Below are 22663 nucleotides of genomic sequence, written 5' to 3' on the forward strand. Positions count from 1 at the left end.
CAGTGGCAGAACTTAAAATACCGAAGCGGCTGACTACCGCACTAGTGAATTCGTTGACAGCGGGCGTTGTGCCACGAATCGGACTGGAGCAGATTGCTGTTGGTCGGAAGTCTGAAGTGGACGCGATCTTACGGGATATGGACAACATTGCGGAAGGCGGGGCAGCTTTTAAGCTGATTACAGGAAGGTATGGAAGCGGAAAAAGTTTTCTGTTACAGATGATTCGTAACTATGCGATGGATCGGGAATTTGTTGTGGCGGACGCCGACTTGTCACCTGAGCGCAGACTGGTGGGAACCAAAGGTCAGGGGCTTGCAACATACCGTGAGCTGATGACTCGTCTGTCTACTCGTACACGTCCGGATGGCGGGGCACTGGAACCGATTTTGCAAAAATGGATCGCTGGTCTTCAGCAGCAAGCGATGCAAAGTCAGGGCTTGCGCCCGGATGATCCTGCTCTTCCTGCTGAAGTCGAGAAGCAGATCTATGCGGTGACAAACGAAATGCAGAATTTGGTGCATGGATTCGATTTTGCCAAGGTGCTAGCTTCGTACTGGAACGGCTATAAATTGTCGGATGATGACCGCAAACAAGCGGCGCTGCGCTGGTTGAGAGGGGAATTTGCAACCAAGACGGAAGCCAAGAAAGAGCTGGCTGTCGGCGTCATCATTGATGATGATAACTGGTATGACTACTTCAAATTATGGTCCGAATTTACGGCACGGATCGGTTACAAAGGACTGCTGTTGTTCATAGATGAAGCGGTGAATCTGTACAAAATTACAAACAGCATATCCCGGCAAAGCAACTACGAGAAGCTGCTTACCATGTTCAATGATACGATGCAGGGTAAAGCAGAACACCTTGGTATCTTTGTAGGCGGCACACCACAATTTGTGGAAGATGAAAGACGCGGACTCTTCAGTTATGAAGCACTTCGTTCGAGACTCATTGATGGCCGCTATGCGGCAAGAGAATATGCGAATTACACCGGACCGATCCTGAAACTTTCGATGTTGTCCCATGAAGAGATTTTGATTCTGTTGCAGAAGCTACGTCAGATACATGCCCTGCATTTTGGATATAGTGCTAGTCTAACAGACGAGGATTTAGTTGATTTTATGCAAACAGCGGTCAACCGGCTCGGCGCGGATGAGTTACTGACCACACGTGAAGTGGTACGGGACTTCATGGATGTGCTGCACACGCTCCATCAGAATCCTGAAGTGGCCTATGTTCAATTACTTGGTGAGCGAGCAGTCAAACCGCAGGAAGCAGGAAAAGGAACGGATTCTTCATCATCTGCTGATGATTTGGATGATTTTCTGGCGGAGTTTGAATTATGAGTGAGAACCCTTTCTATCGACTGGCCCCTTTTGTACAGGAATTTATTTATAAAAAAAGATGGGAATCACTTCGGTCTGCCCAGATTGAAGCTTGTAATATTTGCTTTCATACCCCGCATCATATGCTGATTGCGGCAGGTACAGCCTCCGGCAAGACGGAGGCGGCTTTTTTTCCTGCACTGACGGAGCTGCATGAACGGCCCTCCAAATCCGTGGGCATCTTGTACATCGGGCCGCTTAAGGCACTGATTAATGACCAATTCGAGCGACTAAAGGACCTACTGTCCGAGGGTAATATTCCGGTATGGCACTGGCATGGAGATGTGCCTCAGGCAGAGAAAACACGTCTCATGCGAAGTCCATCCGGTGTGCTTCAGATTACGCCTGAATCGCTCGAAGGTTTGCTGATGAATCGTCCCAATGCCATTCCGGCGCTATTTCATGATCTGCGATATGTCATCATTGACGAGGTTCATGCATTCATGGGAGCGGATCGAGGCATTCAGGTACTGAGTGAGCTGGCGCGAATTGAACGTATGGCTGGATGTAAACCGAGAAGAGTGGGATTATCTGCGACACTAAGTGATTATGATGCTGCTACAGCCTGGCTCGCTGCTGGAACTAATCAGGGGGTGGATGTGGTTTCTTCCCCCGGTGGTCGCAAGCTGCGTTTGCGGGTGGAGCATTTTTCGTTTCCAGATGCACGGGATGAAGAACAGGCGGAACATCTGCATAACGCACGTAAAGTCTATTACGACTTCATATATGAGAGTACACATCGCAAAAAAGCTTTGATATTCACCAATAGTCGAACGGATGCCGAAGTCACTATACTTGAGATGCGGCGTGTCGCCGCACGGAGACAGGAGCGGGACGTATTCCATGTTCATCATGGGAGCATTTCCGCCATGTTGAGAGAAGAGACCGAAGCCGCCTTACGAACCGGATCAGGGCCAGCAGTAGCTGCGGCTACCGTAACGTTGGAACTGGGGATTGACCTGGGTGAACTGGAGCGAGTTGTGCAGCTTGGAGCACCTTATAGTGCATCGAGCTTTGTTCAGCGCCTTGGACGGTCAGGCAGGCGTGAGGATATGGCTTCCGAGATGCTATTTGTATGTCCGGAAGAAGAGGATGAGGAAGCTCAATTGCCTGCTCGGATGCCATGGACACTCATGCGGGCTATTGCTGTTATTGAATTGTATGTAAAGACCAAGTGGGTTGAACCACTTGAGGCCCGGAAGATGCCGATGGGTGTGCTCTATCATCAGACGATGAGCATACTGAAAAGCATGGGGGAGGCTGAACCCAAAGAATTGGCTGAGGCCATGCTTTCGCTCGCACCATTCAAGGAGATTCGTGCAGATCAATATCAGATTTTTCTAAATTATCTGATTGAGACTGATCATCTGCAATGGACAGAAGATCGGACTTTAATCATCGGGCTTACGGGTGAGAAAACCGTCAATAACTATCGCTTTTATGCGGTGTTCAAAGATGATGAAGAGCACAAAGTGCTGAACGGTTCCGAGGAGATCGGGTCGATTACAACCGTGCCGCCTCCTGGATACTGTTTCTCTCTTGCCGGGAAACTGTGGAAAGTGGAAGAGGTCGATCACAAGCATAAATCTGTGTATGTGAAGGCGGCCAAAGGCAAAGTGGATACGTTATGGCTGGGTGCGGGTGGGGACATTCATACGACGGTCGTCCAGAAAATGCGTGAAGTACTGTCCGACACGGTGATATATCCGTATCTGTCTCCGCAAGCGGTAAATCGATTGGAACGCGCCCGTCGACTTGCACGTGAAAGTGGGTTGCTGAAACAGGTTGTCATTCCAGCTGGAGGAGATTCCTTGTATGTATTACCTTGGGTGGGAAGCAAGTCTTTCCGCACACTGGAACGTTTAATGAAGCACAATTTGTCTGACAAACTTGCCTTGCGATCTGTTGTACCTATGGAGCCTTATTATTTTGTCGTGTCAGGCAAAGTGGATGGTCGCACACTTTTGGCCGAGATCATGAGTGAATGTCGAACAGCGGAAGACGCATCTACGTTACTTTCAGAAGATGAAGCACCGTATCTTGGTAAATACGATGAATTTGTGGCTCCTCCTTTGATCCGAGAGGCCTTTGCAGTGGATGGATTGGATTTAAATGGTCTCAAAGAAGGATTGCAGCAAACGTTAACATGGGATTCTTCATCTATAAAATGACGTAATAACGTATGTTTTTTGTTTTTAATTTGAATTTAAAAAATTTAAATTGTGAATCAGGGTTGACACCACCTCACCTGCCATGTAATATATGAAAAGTCGTCACACACGAATCGCAAACAACAAATGCATATTTCATTTCGTATAACCTCGCAGGCCGAAAGTGTACACAGGGCGAGGGTCTCTACGGGAAGCCTATACTTCCTAACTACGATGCCAGGAATCATTGTATTCCTTGCTCGTAGTTAGGATTTTTGCATTTGGATGGTGTCTGTGACCTTGGCATGGATCAAACATGCGGACGCATTTTTCGATCATCAGGAGGTTTATCTACAATGAAATATTATCTGTCCGTTCTCGCAGGAGCGATGAGCTATGGCATATTATCCACAATTGTGGTTCTGGCTTACGGCGAAGGGTACAAACTTGGAGAGGTCGTGGGCACACAGCTGATCACGGGCTTCATCCTGTCCTGGATGCTGGCATTATACTCGAAGTTTAGAATGAAACGGAAATCACAGGCAGATGGAAAAACATCAGCTGCCGTGGCAAAAGCATTTCAGAAATTAACGTGGAAGCAACGTTTGATATTGATGGCTGCAGGGACGCCGACGGTGATTACCGGTCTTGTCTATTATCAGTCTTTACGATACATTCCCGCGTCACTTGCCATTATTCTTTTGTTCCAATTTACGTGGATTAGCGTATTGATTCAGGCCGTGAGCAAACGTCAGCGTCCTGACAAAGTAACGTTCCTGACTTTGATTATCCTGTTTGGCGGAACATTGCTGGCAGCAGGTTTCCTGGAACAGGGACTCGGAGAGTTTAACGGCTTGGGCATAGCGCTTGGCTTAATGGCGGCTGTAAGTTACTCCCTGTTTGTAATGTTCAGTGGTAAAGCGGTTCCATCAGCACATCCGGCTTTTCGCAGTGCATGGATGGTGACCGGAGGTCTGGTCTTGCTGTGCATCCTGTTCCCGCCGACGTTCCTGTTTAACGGATTGATTTGGAGCCAGCTGCTTGTCTTCGGATTGTTGCTTGGCTTCTTCGGAGCTTTTATCCCACCAGTACTGTTCGCAGTAGGTGTGCCTCATATTGGGGGCGACATGGCCGGAATTCTTGGTGCAGTTGAGCTCCCAATCGCGGTGCTGCTCTCAGCCATTGTGCTTCACGAGCATGTGAGCCCATTGCAATGGATCGGGGTTATTGTGGTACTAATTGGTGTAGCGCTGCCAGAGATTTATAAGTTGCGGATGAGACGAAGTCGAAATACACCTCTATATTCCTGAGTGGGATTAGATAGAATGATAAAGACAATAGCTATAACTGAAAGAGCCTGAGTGATTCAGGCTCTTTTTTTGATGAATATATTTATTGGGCTAAGTGACGTCCCATCGATATGGCCCATTCGAGTCATTTTCAATTTTAACCGGATGGGGTATGCTGAAGAAGAGTTGCAATAGAATGGGAACATAGACAGAGGAGCGTTGAGATGAAAAGCTGGATTAGCAAAACCTGGCCTTGGCTTACGCTAGGAATTACTGTAGTTGTGCTGCTTGGATCTTTTATGGTGTATTTTATGGGCAAGGACATGTCCCCAGGTTCAGGAAGTGCCGTAACGGCCAAAGCCGAGACGCCGGAGGACTTGAAGGGATATGAAGTTGTTAATGTTAACGTAAGCAATGACGGTTTTGAACCTGATGTTATTGAAGTTAAATCCGGAGTCCCTACCAAAATCAACTTTATTCTTACTCGGCAGGTCACACACGTTAAATCGGTGGCATCAAGTAAGCTTGGCATGGATATGTACATGCAAAAGGGTGATAATTACTACACCTTGGACAAAGATCTCCAGCCTGGGGAATATGAAATTCACTGTGGCATGTACATGATTTACGGAACGGTTAAGGTCATATAGTGGACAGGAGCAAAGATTCTTCAATTGAATCTTTGCTCCTCTTTTGTGTGCGTGATATCATGGACTAGTGATCAATTTCATCTGGAGGTGGCCAAATATGAAAGCGCTATTTATTGGAGGAACAGGTACCATCAGTACAGCAATTACCGATCAGCTTGCGAAGCAAGGCTGTGAACTTTATTTGATCAACCGGGGTAATCAAAATGATAATTTGCCTGCGCAAATCAAAGTGCTGCAAGCCGATATTAACGATGAAGCGCGGGTTGCGGAGCTGATTGCCGACCTGGAGTTCGATGTTGTCGCAGACTTTATCGCGTTTGTACCTTCCCAGCTGGAGAGAGATTACCGTTTGTTCAAAGACAAAACGAAGCAATTTATATTTATCAGTTCGGCATCTGCCTACCAGACACCACTTGCTGATTATCGGATCACGGAAGGTACGCCTTTATCCAATCCGTATTGGGAATATTCGCGCAACAAAATTGCATGTGAAGACTATTTGATGAAACAGTATCGTGAAGAAGGATTTCCGGTAACCATTGTGCGTCCAAGCCATACGTATAGTGAACGTTCTGTACCTCTCGGTGTACACGGGGCAGAGGGAAGCTGGCAGGTCCTCAAGCGCATACGTGAAAATAAACCCGTACTCATTCATGGAGATGGTACATCTCTCTGGACCATAACGCATAACAGTGATTTTGCCAAAGGATTTATTGGCCTTATGGGCAATATTCACGCCATTGGTGAATCGGTACATATTACCTCGGACGAGTCAGTAACCTGGAATCAGATCTATGAGATTATTGCAGGAGTGCTTGGTGTCAAGCTTCATGCGGTTCATGTATCTTCCGAGTTTTTGGCGGCGTGCAGTGATCAGGATCTTCGAGGCGGTCTGCTGGGAGACAAGGCGAATACGGTTGTATTTGATAACAGTAAGCTAAAAAGGCTTGTTCCAGAATTTGTGGCAACGATCAGGGCCGATCAAGGAATCCGGAGCACCATAGAATATATTCTTGCACATCCTGAATTGCAGACCGAAGATCCCGAATTTGATGCATGGTGTGACAAGGTGGTTGGAGTATTGGATGAAGCGTTGCTGAAAATTAGAGATGAGAAGTGAGGCGAGCATATGTCCCAAACCGGGCATCGACTGGTAAAGGAAATCACCAAAACCGTCACTTTGGACTATTTACTGCACATTCCCGAGACGGAGGAACCGCTTGCTGCGGACCAGAAATGGCCTGTCATTTTGTTTCTTCATGGTTCTGGAGAACGTGGAAATGATCTGGAAAAGCTTAAAGCACACGGGGTTCCGCTTATTGCCGATCAGGACAAAAGTTTCCCGTTTATCGTGATTTCACCGCAATGTCCTGTGGACGAATTTTGGGGTATGCATCGCGAAGCTGTTATGGCTCTTCTGGAACATGTTTTGGAAAACGAAGCTGCTGACCCGAACCGGGTGTATCTTACAGGTCTGAGTATGGGCGGGTATGGTGCTTGGGATCTGCCACTGTTTTACCCCAATACATTTGCTGCATTGGCTCCTGTATGTGGGGGAGCAGACCCTTCCAAAGCGGAAGAACTGCATAATATACCGATCTGGGCATTCCATGGTGCCAAGGATGACATCGTTTATGTTACGGAATCCGAGAAAATTGTTCATGCGCTTGAAGCGTTGAACGCGGATGTGAAGCTGACGATATATCCTGAAGGTAATCATGATGCTTGGACCGAAACGTATGACAACCCGGAATTGTACAAGTGGTTTCTCAGCCATACGTTATAATCAATCAATCGTTCGTAATTGACAATATTCAGCATTATTAAGTATTTACTTTCGTTATTCGAATCGTTATAATCAAGAAAAAATGACACTTGTTAGGGGAGGCACCCCAACAGAGGACTTTGTTCCTTTGTTGGGGTGCCTCCTTTTTTTGTGTGCAGAAAAGGAGAGCAGACGTTGAAGAAATCTGAGAAGCGTATTAAAAAACAGGCCGAGCAGCTTACCAAAGTGGTACTTGCATTTGCTCTGCTGTCACCCCAAGCCTTGCTGGTCGAATGGGGTTCAACGGCCATTATGGCTGAAGCTGTGGAAACCATCAGTATTGTATCCGATACTTCCAGCATGAAGGCTGTTCAATCCTCCAAGGTGAAAGTGGAGATGAATAGTGATGGCAAATATAGAATTGTGTTGCTTCCTAATACAAACGTATTCTACGGTGGCGATACCGGGAATGTATCCACCATTATTGATCATAACGGAACACCCGTTAATTTTAAGTCGCTGCCCCTTAATTATTATCGAATCAATAATAATGTAATCGAAATGTCCAGGCAGAAAGACAACGTAGAGTATATTTTGCGCGTGTCCATCGTTAATGCCACATCTCAGGGCGGTTATATGAAGGTGGAGCTGGAGGCTGTTAACCGCAGCGGCTCTACGCTGAATCTGGGAGGTACGTTCTATTGGGATACGATGGTGAATGGCAACGATGCTTCTCCGTTTGAAGTGATTGAGAACGGCTGGCGCAATTACAGTGGAGGTGTTCAGGTAACTGCTTTTTATGCCAACACGTATAACGTTGTGGACGCAGATCGCATTTTCATGGGGCAGTACAATAGCCCGGACAATGCGCAGCTGACAGGTGGTTCTTCTCCATCTTCCTTTACGCCAGGGCAGACCGTTACCGCAACGGATACTGCTGCGCAGTTTTGGTGGAACGGCAAAGCAACCGCGAACCAGGCTTCACGCAAATTTTCGACGATTGTGGGGATTGGTCCCAAAAATGCACCGCCTTCATTTGCACTATCGGCACCGTCTTCTGGCCAGACCTATTACAAAGGAGAACAGCTTCAAATATCCGGTACAACCCGGGATACGGATGTGGGAGATCTTCTGACTGTCAAATGGTCAATCGACGGAGGCTCCGAAAACATGTTGACACAGATGACGGCTACAGGTTCCAATCAGTCGTTTAACACGAATTACACATTGCCAGACACGCTAGCAGATGGCGCACATACGTTGCAGGTGTGGGTAATGGATGACAAGGGAGGGGTCTCCTCTGCGAGCACTGTCAACTTCACGGTGAAAAGTTTCGTTGTTCCGGGAACAACGTCATTTACATCTGTTAACAATAATAATCTGACGGTCAACTGGGACAAAAAGGCGAATGATGCTTCCGTGACGTATGAACTGAAAAATGTAACGACGAATCAAACCTTTGATACGGGGACAACAAATAGTCGGCAGGTGACCGGGCTTACACCGAATACTCAATATTCTTTTGCTGTGCGCGCTAAAAATACAGTGGGTTCGTATACGGGGTATTCAAGTCCAGCTAGCAAATTTACACTAGCCAATGCACCAAGCGATGCAGCTGTGAGCCAGTCAAGTAACTCCGTTACGGCTAGTTGGAACAACAATGGCAATCCTGCGGGAACGAGTTACAAAAAGGAAATACGTAACTCCGTCGGACAAGTGCTTGCATCGGGTACAACTTCATCAACTCGGACTGAACTTGCGTTAACTGGACTTGCAGACGGATTATATAACGTATATGTAGCAGCACTGAATGGAGAAGGCATACAGACTGCATTTACCTCTGCAGGTCAGATCACAAAGGACACAACCGGTCCCACTGCTCCCTCGATAGCAGTAAATCCTTCTTCTTGGACCAAGGAAGATGTTCTGGTTACGATTACAGCAGGCTCGGATGCCTTAAGTGGTGTACAGAAGACTGAGTACAAGCTGGGGATTGGGGGAGAATGGAAGGAATACACTGCTCCCATTACGGTTGCTTCTGAAGGAAATACACTCATTATTGCACGCAGCATAGATGCATTTGGCAATACAGGACAGGAGGCTTCTGTTACAGCACGAGTGGACCGTACAGCTCCGACACCTCCCGTCATCTCGTTAAATCCGACGGAGTGGACCCATTCGGCAGTAACGGTGACGTTAACGGCAGGTACGGATGAAGCAAGTGGAGTGGGTCTTACGCAATATAGACTTGGAGTTGAAGGAACTTGGGTCGATTATCGAGAGCCATTTACCATCAATACGGAAGGAATCACCGAGATTCAGGCGCGAAGTGTGGATCGGGCCTCTAATGTCAGTGCGTCAACTTCAGCCAATGCCCGGATCGACAAGACAGGGCCTGATGAGCCAAAGATTACACTCAGTGCTGATGAATGGACGAATCAGGATGTATCCTTTGAAATAACCAGCGGTGAAGATACAGGCAGTGGACTTGCCAAAAGCCAATATCGTCTAAACGAACAAGGCCCCTGGATCGATTACACTGGAGAAGTGAAGGTTACCGAAGAAGGACAAACCATAGTATATGCGCGCTCGCTTGACAGGGTAGGGAATGTAAGTACTGTTACAAAAGCACTCATTCGATTGGATAAGACCGCTCCAACAGAACCGGTTATTACATTAAGTCAGTCCGGCTGGAGCAAGGAAGCTGTACAATTTACGATTGCTGGCAGCGTAGACGAAAATGCCATTTTGTATGAATATAGTTTGAATGGGGCCCCGTATATTGTAGGAAACTCAGGTACAGTGAGTTCAAACGGTCTTACCATAATTCGAGCCAGAGCCAGAGACACTGTCGGGAATGTTAGCAAGGAGATCAGTCGTACGGCTTATGTCGATCAGGTTGCTCCAACGATTACATTTACACCGAATGGACAAGGCTGGATTGACACTAATATATCTGCTACCGTTCAATATGAAGATTCTGATTCGGGTATCAATGAGAATTCGCGATTGTACAGTGTGACCAACAGTACCGCATCGCCAGACAACTGGAATGAAGCCCGCTCGAATGAGCCTGTAATTTCAATTGAATCCGAAGGCATTTGGTATATCCATGCGAAAACAATAGATATGGCAGGGAATACATATGAGACCGTATCAGCACCTTATCAGATCCAGCGCAAGCCACAGCAGCCGGGAAATGCGAGCGTTACACAGATCAGTGAGACTTCGGCAGAACTTACGTGGGATCTGCCCACAGGAGAATGGTATACCGACGGGTATCAGTATGAAATCATAAACCATACGACAGGCCAGTCCTGGACACTGGATTATCCTAAACATACGCTCATTGATCACTCCCTAAGTGGTGGGCAAGTCTATGATTACGAAGTGAGAGTTCGAAACCATACTGGCATAAGTGATGCAGTATCTGTCCGTGCACTGACAATCCCCGCGGCACCGGGATCATTACAAGTTCGAAAAGTCGATTCCCAGCCTGAGCTGGCAGAAGTACATTTCGATTCGGTTCAAGGTGCTACTACGTACCGAATCACGGCTGCAACTTCGGATGGAAGTATTGTATTTGATCAGACGATCTCCGATTCTTCCAATATTCCGTACATGACCAATCTGGTCCCGGGGAGCATTCATACGATTTCGGTCACAGCACTGAATGAGAGTGGTACGGGAGAAAGCAGCAGGGTGGGATTCCTGACATTGCCTGCAGCACCTGGTGAATTTGCGGCAGTGCAGATTCGGGAGCATGAGATCTCTCTGGGATGGGAGACGGTAACTTCAGCTACGTATTACAGCCTTTCACGCAGTGGAGCTGGAGTCTACGAAGGATTGGAAACGGAGTATGTGGACGCAGGTCTGGATAGTGGAACAGAGTATAGCTATGAATTGCTGGCCGCAAACGAGACAGGAGAAGGTCCAGTAACAAGTTTGCAGAAGCTGCTGACATTGCCGGGGGCCATTGAAAGCTTGAGTATAGATAATGCTACAACAACGAGCATGCATCTCAGTTGGGATCCTGTAAGAGGCGCGGAGCGATACGAAGTCTTTGTGAATGGGGAGAAGCGGGAGACGCTGCTTGCTGGAACCCATGAATATCTGCTAACGGGATTGACTGCGGGAACGTTGGTTCAGGTGGACGTTCAGGCAGGCAATGGAAGTGGACAAGGTCAATCCAATCGAGTATCTGGAACGACGCTTCCCGAGAGTCCTTCAGGTCTTCACTTTGTTCAACCGACTGAAACAGGAGCAACACTCAGATGGGATGCAGTCCCCGGCGCGACGAAGTACCGGGTCGTTCTTGAGGGGCAGAGTTATGAGATTTCAGATACACAGATTGAAGTCCATCAGTTATCAGGCAGCCGCCACTATACGTATCAGGTGGAGGCCGGGAATGCTGCTGGTTATGGTGCACCCACAAGCGGTGAACTACTTACTTTGCCAACCAGACCTAAAGGGCTCAAAGTAACACGTACGGATGAAACGAGTATTGGGGTGGAATGGGAATCTGTAAATACAGCCGAATCCTATATTGTTAGTATCAATGGGACGGAAGTGGGGCGAACTTCGGGACTTACCTATACGGCTAAAGAATTGTTGCCAGGTATGGAGTATTTAGTGGAAGTACAGGCCGTGAACACGTCTGGAGTCGGTCAGTCCGCCAGCTTGATTCGATTATCCAAACCGACCGCCCCTTCAGAAATCGTTGTTGAACCAGGAGTACATAAAGCCACCTTGTCATGGGATTCGGTAGCAGGTGCCTCGGAGTATGTAATTCAGCAGGGGAACAAAGAGATTTACCGTGGAACAGAGCTGATGACCTTTATTTCAGGACTTGAGGATGGAACGATGCATCATTACATACTTGTTGCAGTGAACAGACAAGGGACCCCATCCGAAGCGACGGGTATATCCATACTTACATTGCCTGAGAAGCCAGTTGAGATTAAGGCAACGGAAGTGTCGGAAAACAGTCTTAGTCTGGATTTTACCAAAACAGGGGTAAAGGGTGCAGACGAATACATCATTGAACGCAATGGGCGAGAGATTGCTCGCATGGATGCGAGTGAAACCCGATTCGTAGATGAGGATTTGTCGCCCGGCACGAAATATACGTACAAGATCCGGGCGGTTAATGCAAGTGGTTCGGGTGCTTCCCTTGTCTATGGAATAACAACTCAAACTCTGCCACTATCACCAGATGGAATTACAGTGATCAAGGGAACGCACACGTTTGATCTGGCGTGGGAAGCAGTAAAGGGAGCAGCCGCATATGAAATTCGCAATCAGACAACGGGGGAAGTTCAGACTGTGTCCGAACCATTGGACCATCTCGCCAGTTTATTGGATGGCACAACGTATACGTTTGAACTTACAGTTATGAATGAGGATGGTCACCGCTCTTCTCCTATTCAGGTTCTTTTGTTGACCAAACCCATATCCCCACAAACAGCAAGTATTGCTGCGGTAACCGATCAATCGGCAACGCTGGATCTGAGTGGCAGCGCCACACGAGGCACAGAACAATTGATCATTTTGCGAGATGGTATTGAAATTGACCATATTCCGGCTGACAGTATCTCTTATGAAGACAAGGACTTGACGCCGGGAGAGAGATACACTTATACGGTTAAGACTTCGAATGCTTCCGGCGATAGCGATACGGGATTTGATGTTCAATTGCGTACGCTGCCTGCAACAATTACGGAAACGCTGCATCCAGACGTGATTGAAGAGACGGAGGCAGTGATTAAGTGGACAAAGGTTCAAGGTGCAGAGGGTTACATTGTAATGATAGCGGATGACGAATTTACAACAATTACAGAGAGTGATTTGACTGAAGTTACCCTTAAGGGGCTAGTCAGTGCAGCCCAATATGATCAAGTACAGATCGTTCCTTATAATACAGCGGGTAATGGAATTCCAATGGTCGTTGCTTCATTTTTCACGTTGCCTCATGTCGATTCTATTGAGATGAAGCTATATCCGGAGACGGATCATGCCAGACTGGAGTGGGATTTTCCTTACCTCAACGAAACGTTTGTGGTTCTAATGGATGGTATTGAGCTGTATAGAGGCAAACAAAAAGAGTATATCGTAAATGAGCTGCAGGGCGGAACGAACTACTACATCGAACTGTATACCGAGAACGGGCGGGGAGATACATCTCATAAGCTAGAATATACACTCTTGACCAAACCGGAAGCTCCCAAGGAAGTGGAATATCGTTCGACACAGGAGAGCATACAACTTCAGTTCGAAAAGAGCCATGTCAAGGGGGTTGAGCAATTCATCATTGAACGTGACGGTGCGGAGATCGGCCGAGTGTCGGTTGAAGAGCCTTATTACAAAGACCATGGGCTTGAGCCAGGTGTAAATTATGTGTATACCATCAAAACCGTAAATGCTTCCGGTAAGAGCGAGGGCGGTTTCAATATAACAGCAGTAACGCTGCCTGGCAAAATTCCTTCTCCACCTCAAGTGGAAGAACGCGCTCAGCACGGTGCAGATATTATATGGGATATGATTCCTGGTGCAGCAGGCTATCGCATCTATCAGGAAGACGAGCTGATTGCAACAACAATGGAAACATCGATACATATAACTGAATTGAAAAGTGCCCAGGTCTATTCCGACTTTTCTATTGTGCCTTTCAATGAGGCGGGAGACGGAAAGACAGTCGATGTACCCGAGTTCGAGACATTGCCTTCAGAAGAATTCACCGTTTCAGCGAACTCCCAGAGCACAAGCAGCATTGCATTGAGCTGGAAATTGGAATCTTTTAATGAAACGATCGTGCTTTCTAGTAGTGGGCGGGAGATCTATCGTGGAAAAGATCGAAGCTACATCTGGACAGGACTAACGGGCGGACAGCGCTATGATGTCATATTGTGGACTGAAAATTCAACCGGGGAAAAAAGTGAAAGCCAGCAGGCCACTGCCGTGACTCTGCCATATCCACTTCCAAGCGGAAGTGGAGCTGGTTCACCTGCACCTTCCTCTAAACCGGAGGATGTTCAGTCGTCCGGAGTGTCTCAACCTGAGCAAAATGACAAAGCGGAAACAACAGCCAAGAAAGAGGTTAAGTTCATTGATATTGGTCAAACATTCAATAAAGATCAGATTATATGGCTGGCAGAGCAAAACATCATTCAAGGTGTGAGTGAAACCCGCTTCGAACCCCGTCGTCCCATTACAAGAGCTGAGTTCACAGCACTTATTGTGCGATTAATGGGTCTGGATACATCTGCCGATTATCAGCATGCTTTTCGGGATGTGAACGATCAGGATTGGTTTGCTCCTGAGATCGAAGCAGCCGTAAGTCTTGGTATGGTACATGGCATGGGTAATGGTAAATTTGCTCCATATGCGCTGGTAACCCGGGAACAGGCATCGAAGATCATTGCGAATGTTATTCGCAAAATTAAGTCGGAATCCGCAACTTCACGTCGTGCTTTTACGGATCAGATGGATGTGTCCGAATGGGCCAAAGAAGAGGTTGAAGAGCTTGCTGGAATGTACATGCTTACCGGGTACGAAGACGGCAGTTTCCGACCCATGCAGCATCTGAGCAGATCTGAAGCCGCAGCCCTGATCTTCCGACTGAACAAACTGATCCGTATTATAGAAGAAGGTCAAACTATGGAGGAAGAGAACCGAACTATGGATGATAAAGGAACGAGTATTGATATAGAAGGTAAGGCTAACATGTCAAAATTGGAGTAAAAAAACTAGGATTGAATCACATGGAAATTTATCATTTCATCATCCTCAGTAGCTACATTATCCGTTATTCGACTTTTAATGTTATAATAGGTTGCCAATATGATATAAAAAAGGGTAATGGACAGTGGTGATGAATGATGAATAATAAATTTATCCGAATCTATGAAGATATTGCAGCTCGTATTCGGACTGGAGAAATTGAAGCAGGTACGCTGCTTCCCTCGGAACTTGATTTATCGGAAAGTTATCAAACGTCTAGAGAGACAATTCGCAAAGCGCTTAAAATGCTGTCTGAAGAAGGTTATATTCAGAAAATTCAAGGTAAGGGCTCCATTGTATTGGATATACGTAAAATTGATTTTCCTATTTCGGGCCTCGTCAGCTTCAAGGAACTGGCTAAAAAAATGGGACATCGGGCCAAAACGTACGTTAAGGTTTTTGAAGAAAAAAAGGTTGATCAGGCCTTGTTCAAGAAAATCAATTTTGGCCTGAATGAAAAGGTCTGGGAGATCAGACGTGTACGGCAAGTGGATGGCGAACATGTCATTCTCGACAAGGACCATATAAGCCAGAGGCTTATTCCCGGTTTGAGCAAGGAAATATGTAATGACTCCATCTTCGAGTACATTGAGGAAGAGCTCGGGCTGACCATCTCTTTTGCCAAAAAGGAAATATTGGTGGAGGAGCCCACTGCTGAGGATAGGGAATTGCTTGATCTCGAAGGATTCCACAATGTAGTTGTGGTTAGAAGTCAGGTTTACCTGGAGGATGCAAGTCAATTCCAGTTCACAGAGGCAAGGCATCGCCCGGACAAGTTCAGATTTGTGGACTTTGCCCGGCGTAGATGATATCCATTGACCATGGATATGAAACAGAGAGTACCTATTCACTTCTTTTAGGGGTGAACGAGGTGCTCTCTTTGTTTTGAAAACGATTTGAAGTGTTTAGGGGGTCGATAGCCAAATAGGGAGTGTTGATGGGGGAGGTAGCGAGTACAAAATAAATTCCTTATCATGGTAAAAATAACTTGACCGGTAAGCGTTTTCATTTTATTATATGTCCATAACCTTAACGATTAAGTAAATAAAATTAAATTATGTATCTTACATAAAGTTATTTATTTATAAATAATAACTTTATAAAATTATGGGATACTCTTGATTTTAGTTAACTTATTGCCTTGAGCAGGGTTAATTGAAATAAATAAAAAAATGTAGGAGGTTCTAGCGAATGGTCAAGTTGCAAAAGTGTACAGTCTTTACCGTAATAGCTGCACTTATGTTGGTGATTCTGGGGAGTGCTGCACCCAAAGCGTCTGCTGCTACAGGATTTTATGTAAGCGGAGGCAAATTGTACGATTCCACTGGCAAGGCATTTGTCATGAGAGGTGTCAATCATGGACATTCATGGTTTAAGAACGACCTGAACACGGCTATTCCTGCAATTGCCAAAACAGGTGCCAACACCGTACGGATTGTGCTCTCCAATGGCGTGCAGTACACCAAAGACGATCTGAACTCCGTTAAAAACATCATTAATGTTGTGAGCGCAAACAAAATGATTGCGGTGCTTGAAGTACATGATGCAACAGGTAAGGATGACTATAATTCGTTGGATGCAGCAGTGAATTACTGGATTAGCATCAAGGAAGCACTCATTGGCAAAGAAGACAGAGTTATCGTAAATATCGCGAACGAATGGTATGGAACATGGAACGGTAGTGCTTGGGCTGATGGATACAAAAAAGCAATTCCGAAGCTGAGAAATGCCGGGATTAACAATACGTTGATCGTGGATGCAGCGGGCTGGGGGCAGTACCCGCAATCCATCGTGGATTATGGACAAAGTGTATTTGCAGCAGATACACAGAAAAATACTGTGTTTTCTATTCACATGTATGAATATGCCGGTAAAGACGCGGCAACCGTAAAAGCCAACATGGAAAGCGTATTAAACAAAGGTCTGGCCCTGATCATCGGTGAATTCGGTGGATATCACACGAACGGAGATGTCGATGAATATGCGATCATGAAATATGGTCAGGAAAAAGGGGTAGGCTGGCTCGCATGGTCCTGGTATGGCAACAGCTCTGATTTGAACTATTTGGACTTAGCTACGGGTCCTAACGGAAGTTTGACATCCTTTGGAAACACGGTCGTCAACGACACTTACGGAATCAAAAATACTTCAAAAAAAGCAGGGATCTACTAGGGTCTATAGGGTCTAGCTTTTCTAAAAAGATTCATCTACTCAACGAGAAGCATTGAGCATGTTCTGTGCAAGAAAATCTCTTCCAAACACTCTGACCAACACGTCAGGGTGTTTTTTATTGAAAAAAAAATCATCAAAACAGAAACTCTTTTGAATCTTTCCGTTTATATTTAAAATCTTTTGTTTTCAAAACAAAACAAAGATGATAAACTCTGATTAGGAATAAAACAAACATTATCGGAGGGGAACAAATGGTACAGAGTTTATGGAATTCATCACAGGCTTCGGAGAAAACAACCGGACTGGAGCAGCTGGTCTACCGATCCAATCTGATTGGGTCAGATCGCCGTGTATGTAACATTTTCGGAGGCAACACGTCTACCAAAACGACGGTGAAAGATTTTCGCGGCCGTGATATAGAAGTGATGTATGTAAAAGGCAGTGGATCTGACCTGGCTTCCATGCAGGCGAAGCATTTTACAGGCCTTGGACTTGAAGACATTCGTCCATTAATCGAACGGGAATCCATGTCGGATGAAGAGATGGTCGAATACTTGGGTCATTGCATGATCGATTCCAAACACCCGCGTGCATCCATTGAGACGTTGCTGCATGCATTCCTTCCATATAAACATGTGGACCATACCCATCCAGATGCGATTATTAGTCTGTGTTGTGCAGATAACGGAAAAGAACTGGCGAAAGAGATTTACGGGGATCGATTTGTATGGGTTCCTTATGTGCGTCCAGGATTCACACTATCCAAGATGATTGCTGAAAGCGTATTCTCGAATCCCAATGCCGAACTGGTTCTGATGGAGAAGCATGGACTTGTGACTTGGGGAGAAACATCGGGAGAATGTTACGCCCAGACGATCAAAATTATTAATGAAGCGGAAGCCTTCATTGAAGCACGTGTTGACGAAGGAAGCCTGTTTGGCGGAGAGAAGCATCCTGCGTTTGAGGCAGAAGTGCGTCGCCAGATCGTATCCAAAGTAATGCCGACCATTCGGGGAGCGGTATCGGATAGTAAAAAAATGATTTTGTCCTTTGACGATCAGGAGGATGTGCTCGCCTTCGTTGGAGGAGTGGATTCGCCGAAGCTGTCACAGGTAGGCGCGGCGTGCCCGGATCATTTGGTGCACACCAAAGTGGTACCTCTATTCATCGATTGGACACCGGACGCGGAGGATATTGAAGGGCTGAAATCCAAACTGGTGGAAGGCGTAGCCGCTTACAAAGAACAATATCAACAATATTTTGAGAGCAACAAAAATGATGGTGACGTGATGTTCGAAGCTGCACCTCGCGTCATTCTTATCCCAGGTGTGGGCATGATCAACACAGGCAAGAGCTGGGCACTGTCCCAGGTGAGCGGGGCATTGTATCATAGAGCCATTGCCGTGATGCGGGGTGCGACAAGTCTGGGCCAATTCGTATCCCTCAGCGCCAATGAATCCTACAATGTGGAGTACTGGCCGCTTGAGCTTTACAAATTATCGCTGGCTCCGGCGGAGACTGAGTTTTCCCGCAAAGTTGCGTTTATTACCGGGGGGGCCGGTGGAATTGGAAGTGAAACCGCACGCAGATTGGTATCTGAGGGGGCACATGTCGTTCTCGCGGACCTCAACCTTGAAGGAGCACAGAAAGTAGCTCAGGAAATTAACGACCAATATGGTGCCAATCGTGCATATGCATTGAAGATGGATGTAACGGATGAGGAAGCCGTGCGATCTGCGTATGCCGAAGTTGCTGTACAATATGGCGGCGTGGATATTATCGTGAACAATGCAGGCCTGGCCACCTCTAGTCCGTTTGACGAAACATCGTTAAAAGAATGGAACTTGAACATGAATGTGCTGGGTACTGGGTACTTCCTCGTGGCACGTGAAGCTTTCAAGTTGATGAAACAACAGGGGATTGGCGGCAGTATGGTATTTATCGGGTCCAAAAACTCAGTCTATGCGGGTAAAAGCGCCTCAGCTTACAGCTCGGCCAAAGCACTTGAGGCTCATTTGGCCCGCTGCATCGCGGCGGAAGGTGGGGAATACGGTATTCGTGTAAATACGATTCTCCCGGATGCCATCCTGCAAGGTTCAGCGATCTGGAACGGTTCATGGAGAAATGAACGTGCAGCAGCCTATGGTATCGAATCGGATCAACTGGAAGAGTACTATCGCAAACGTACAACTTTGCTCGTCAATATTTATCCGAGAGATATTGCGGAAGGCATCGCCTTTTTTGCCTCTTCCAAATCAGAAAAAACAACCGGTTGCATGATGACGATTGATGGCGGTGTGCCAGCAGCATTTACACGATAATAAGGAGGGTTCTCGCACATGGAAAATCAAGTCAAGCAAGCATATGAAGCAGCCAAATTATTATATGCTCAGCATGGAATTGATACGGATGAAGTGCTGAAGAAGCTCGCGGAAATCAAAGTGTCTGTTCACTGTTGGCAAGGGGACGATGTAAAAGGTTTTCTGAATAAAGATGGGGAACTTACGGGTGGAATATCCGTTACAGGTCAATATCCGGGGGCTGCAACGACACCCGCAGAGCTTCGGGCAGACCTGGAGCAAGCCTTCTCCATGATTCCCGGCAAACATAAGGTCAATTTGCACGCGATCTATGCGGATACGGACGAACAAGTAGAGCTGGATCGGATTGAGCCGAAGCATTATGAGAACTGGGTAAAATGGGCCAAAGAACAAGGGCTCGGTCTGGATTTCAATCCAACCTGTTTTTCACATGAAAAATCAAGTGACGGTTTCACGCTAAGTCATTCCGATCCGGCGATTCGCAAGTTCTGGATTGATCACTGCAAAGCATCCCGCCGCATTGGCGCTTACTTTGGCGAGCAGCTGGGCCAGACTTGTGTAACCAATGTATGGGTGCCGGACGGGTTCAAGGATAATCCGGTCGATCGCATGACACCGCGGAAGCGGCTGAAGGATTCACTAGATGAGGTATTTGCCGAGAAGCTTGATCCCAAGTATCATCTGGATGCGGTCGAGAGTAAGCTGTTTGGCCTCGGTTCAGAAGCGTATGTCGTTGGTTCTCATGAATTCTATATGGGCTATGGACTGCAAAATGATACGTTAATCTGCCTTGATGCCGGACATTTTCATCCAACGGAAGTTATTTCTAACAAACTATCTTCACTGGCCTTGTTTACCAACGGCATTCTGCTGCATGTCAGCCGTCCAATGCGTTGGGACAGTGACCATGTTGTCATTATGGATGATGAGCTGCTGGAAATTGCTCGCGAATTGGTACGTCATGATCTGCTTCCAACGACACATATCGGACTCGATTTCTTTGATGGAAGCATCAATCGAGTTGCTGCGTGGGTAGTTGGCACACGCAACACGATTAAAGCGTTGCTACGTGCGATGTTGGAACCTGTGGATGCTCTGAAATCAGCGGAGCTGGAAGGGGATTACACCCTTCGTCTTGCTTTGACAGAAGAGTTTAAGTCCTATCCTTTCGGCGCGATCTGGGATTATTATTGCGCTCAGCAGCAAGTACCTGTACGTGAACAGTGGATTGCTGAGATCAAAACCTATGAGCAGGAAGTTTTACTTCAACGAGATAAATCTTTCGTATAGGATGATGCAGGCCACGGTGGAGAAGTTTTCCACTGTGGCTTTTTTGCATGGAAACAGCTGCGAAATGCATAACTGCGGTCAGAATTTCCATACTAAAAATACATAGAAAAATGCAAAGCTTCAATGCTAGTACTGCAACGTAGAGGAGGACGCATCCGATTTGAATCTCGCCCACAACAAATTGTATATCGCGGCACTTGGCGGCTTGAATGAAATAGGTAAGAACATGTATCTGATCCAATATAATCAGGACATCATTGTCATCGACTGTGGTTCCAAATTCCCGGATGAAACCCTGCCGGGCATTGATCTCATCATTCCGGATGTGACGTATCTGCTGGAAAATCAGGACAAGGTAAGGGCGCTTGTGGTTACCCATGGACATGAAGACCACATTGGCGGCATTCCCTATTTGTTAAAACAAATCAATATCCCGGTGTATGCGTCCAGACTGACACGAGGATTAATTGAACTGAAACTGAGAGAGCATGGGCTGCTGCGCAAAGCAGATCTGCATACGGTTGATTCCAAATCCAGCATTACGCTGGGTGGAATTCACGTTTCTTTTTTTGCGACCAGTCACAGCATACCGGATTGCCTGGGTATTTTCTTTCAAACACCTGGAGGAAATGTAGTCCATACCGGGGATTTCAAGTTTGATATGTCACCTGTAAATGGGCCGTATCCCGATCTGCACCGTATGGCCGAGATTGGCAAACAAGGTGTACACGTGCTGTTGTCCGAGAGCACCAATGCAGAGAGACCCGGGTTCACCCCTTCCGAGCGTGTCGTAGGTGACCACATATTGGACGCGTTTATTCGTGCCAAACAAAAAGTGTTTATTTCTACCTTTGCGTCCAACGTAAGCAGGGTTCAACAGATTGTAAATGCAGCGTTCGAGACGGGGCGCAAGCTGGCTCTGCTGGGTAGAAGCATGCTTAATGTAGTGTCCGTAGCTAGTGAACTGGGATACCTGGATGTACCAGAGGGGCTGCTCATTGAGGCCATTGATTCGGACCAGTTTCCACCTGATGAGGTCGTTGTGCTCTGTACGGGAAGTCAGGGTGAAACGATGGCTGCTTTATCCCGTTTGGCGGCCTCCAAACATCCTCATGTGAAGATTGCACCTGGAGATACCGTCATTATTGCCGCTGGGGCGATCCCGGGGAACGAACGCAATCTTGCGCATGTCATTGATAATCTGTATGTGCTCGGAGCACGCGTCATTTACGGTTCAAGCGGAGCAGCAGGCATGCATGTATCAGGACACGGCAGCCAGGAAGAACTCAAACTGATGCTGACCCTGATGAAGCCTGATTATCTAGTTCCAGTTCACGGTGAGTTCCGCATGCTGTATCAGCATAGACAACTGGCGGAGTCCGTGGGGATCGAACGGGATCATGTATTCATCGTGAACAATGGGGATATGATTCAGTACAAAGATGGCGTGGCATCTCCTGGTCCCAAAATTGCTTCAGGCAACAGTCTGGTCGACGGTCTGATCATGGGCGACGTCGGGAATATCGTGCTGCGTGATCGCCGGCAACTGTCATCCGATGGAATGCTGGTGATTGTGACTACGCTGAGCAAAACGGAGAAACATATGGTGACAGCGCCTGAGATTATTTCCAGAGGTTTTGTGTTTGTGAAGGATTCTGAGGAGTTCATGAAAGAGATTCATGAGCTGGTTCAGAACAAGATGGATGAGTTAACCGGAAGCGGAGCGAATCAGTGGAATGTGATCAAAAGAAAGCTGAAAGACGAGATCGGTCATTACATCTACGCCCAGACAAAACGAAGACCAATGATTCTGCCCATTATTATTGAGGTTTGAGAAAGTGGAGCAGAGCCGATGTATAGAG

General features: G+C 46.8%; 12 protein-coding genes. All 12 read left to right on the plus strand.

All coding sequences use genetic code 11. The annotated features are described in order from the left end of the window. Positions 1-2: 2 nt before the first annotated feature. The 12 genes from BUA17_RS03590 to BUA17_RS03645 all read left to right on the plus strand — a co-directional run bounded on the left by BUA17_RS03590 (position 3) and on the right by BUA17_RS03645 (position 22635). Positions 3-1346, plus strand: a complete 1344-nt coding sequence (locus BUA17_RS03590) for an ATP-binding protein (RefSeq protein WP_072732623.1) — start codon at positions 3-5, stop codon at positions 1344-1346. Next, positions 1343-3556, plus strand: a complete 2214-nt coding sequence (locus BUA17_RS03595; RefSeq protein WP_072732624.1) for a DEAD/DEAH box helicase — start codon at positions 1343-1345, stop codon at positions 3554-3556. Before BUA17_RS03590 ends, BUA17_RS03595 begins: the two co-directional genes overlap by 4 nt. Before the next feature lie 335 nt (positions 3557-3891). Then, complete coding sequence (locus BUA17_RS03600; RefSeq protein ID WP_064638771.1) at positions 3892-4845, plus strand: EamA family transporter; 954 nt, start codon at positions 3892-3894, stop codon at positions 4843-4845. A gap of 203 nt (positions 4846-5048) precedes the next feature. Next, positions 5049-5474, plus strand: a complete 426-nt coding sequence (locus BUA17_RS03605; RefSeq protein WP_063563492.1) for a cupredoxin domain-containing protein — start codon at positions 5049-5051, stop codon at positions 5472-5474. Between the two features lie 97 nt (positions 5475-5571). Next, on the plus strand, positions 5572-6594 hold the full coding sequence (locus tag BUA17_RS03610; protein WP_063563493.1) for an SDR family oxidoreductase: 1023 nt from the start codon (positions 5572-5574) through the stop codon (positions 6592-6594). A 9-nt stretch (positions 6595-6603) separates the two neighbouring features. Then, entirely contained in the window at positions 6604-7260 is a 657-nt protein-coding gene (locus BUA17_RS03615; RefSeq protein WP_063563494.1) for a carboxylesterase family protein, read from the plus strand. Between the two features lie 174 nt (positions 7261-7434). Further along, positions 7435-14979, plus strand: coding sequence for a fibronectin type III domain-containing protein (locus tag BUA17_RS03620; RefSeq protein ID WP_072732625.1), 7545 nt, complete (start codon positions 7435-7437; stop codon positions 14977-14979). Between the two features lie 137 nt (positions 14980-15116). Next, a complete protein-coding gene (gene treR / locus BUA17_RS03625; RefSeq protein ID WP_079694432.1) occupies positions 15117-15827 on the plus strand; it encodes a trehalose operon repressor in 711 nt (236 codons plus the stop codon). Positions 15828-16209: 382 nt separating this feature from the next. After that, the gene (locus BUA17_RS03630) at positions 16210-17190 is read left to right on the plus strand and encodes a glycoside hydrolase family 5 protein (RefSeq protein ID WP_072732626.1); all 981 of its coding nucleotides are present in this window, start codon (positions 16210-16212) and stop codon (positions 17188-17190) included. Between the two features lie 251 nt (positions 17191-17441). Then, positions 17442-19511, plus strand: coding sequence for a bifunctional aldolase/short-chain dehydrogenase (locus BUA17_RS03635; protein WP_072732627.1), 2070 nt, complete (start codon positions 17442-17444; stop codon positions 19509-19511). A gap of 18 nt (positions 19512-19529) precedes the next feature. Next, positions 19530-20801 carry an L-rhamnose isomerase gene (rhaA, locus tag BUA17_RS03640; RefSeq protein ID WP_072732628.1) on the plus strand — a complete coding sequence of 424 codons (1272 nt, stop codon included), beginning with the start codon at positions 19530-19532 and terminating at the stop codon, positions 20799-20801. A 160-nt stretch (positions 20802-20961) separates the two neighbouring features. Next, a complete protein-coding gene (locus BUA17_RS03645; RefSeq protein WP_072732629.1) occupies positions 20962-22635 on the plus strand; it encodes a ribonuclease J in 1674 nt (557 codons plus the stop codon). Positions 22636-22663 lie beyond the last annotated feature (28 nt).

Origin of the sequence: Paenibacillus sp. ov031 (assembly GCF_900143165.1) — a bacterium.
GTDB classification, from domain to species: Bacteria; Bacillota; Bacilli; order Paenibacillales; family Paenibacillaceae; genus Paenibacillus; species Paenibacillus marchantiae.

Excerpts from the sequence above, each read along its gene's own strand:
- BUA17_RS03595 (WP_072732624.1), top strand. The coding sequence starts at position 1,343 with ATGAGTGAGAACCCTTTCTATCGACTGGCCCCTTTTGTACAGGAATTT.
- BUA17_RS03600 (WP_064638771.1), top strand. The coding sequence starts at position 3,892 with ATGAAATATTATCTGTCCGTTCTCGCAGGAGCGATGAGCTATGGCATA.
- BUA17_RS03605 (WP_063563492.1), top strand. The coding sequence starts at position 5,049 with ATGAAAAGCTGGATTAGCAAAACCTGGCCTTGGCTTACGCTAGGAATT.
- BUA17_RS03610 (WP_063563493.1), top strand. The coding sequence starts at position 5,572 with ATGAAAGCGCTATTTATTGGAGGAACAGGTACCATCAGTACAGCAATT.
- BUA17_RS03615 (WP_063563494.1), top strand. The coding sequence starts at position 6,604 with ATGTCCCAAACCGGGCATCGACTGGTAAAGGAAATCACCAAAACCGTC.
- treR (WP_079694432.1), top strand. The coding sequence starts at position 15,117 with ATGAATAATAAATTTATCCGAATCTATGAAGATATTGCAGCTCGTATT.
- BUA17_RS03630 (WP_072732626.1), top strand. The coding sequence starts at position 16,210 with ATGGTCAAGTTGCAAAAGTGTACAGTCTTTACCGTAATAGCTGCACTT.
- BUA17_RS03635 (WP_072732627.1), top strand. The coding sequence starts at position 17,442 with ATGGTACAGAGTTTATGGAATTCATCACAGGCTTCGGAGAAAACAACC.
- rhaA (WP_072732628.1), top strand. The coding sequence starts at position 19,530 with ATGGAAAATCAAGTCAAGCAAGCATATGAAGCAGCCAAATTATTATAT.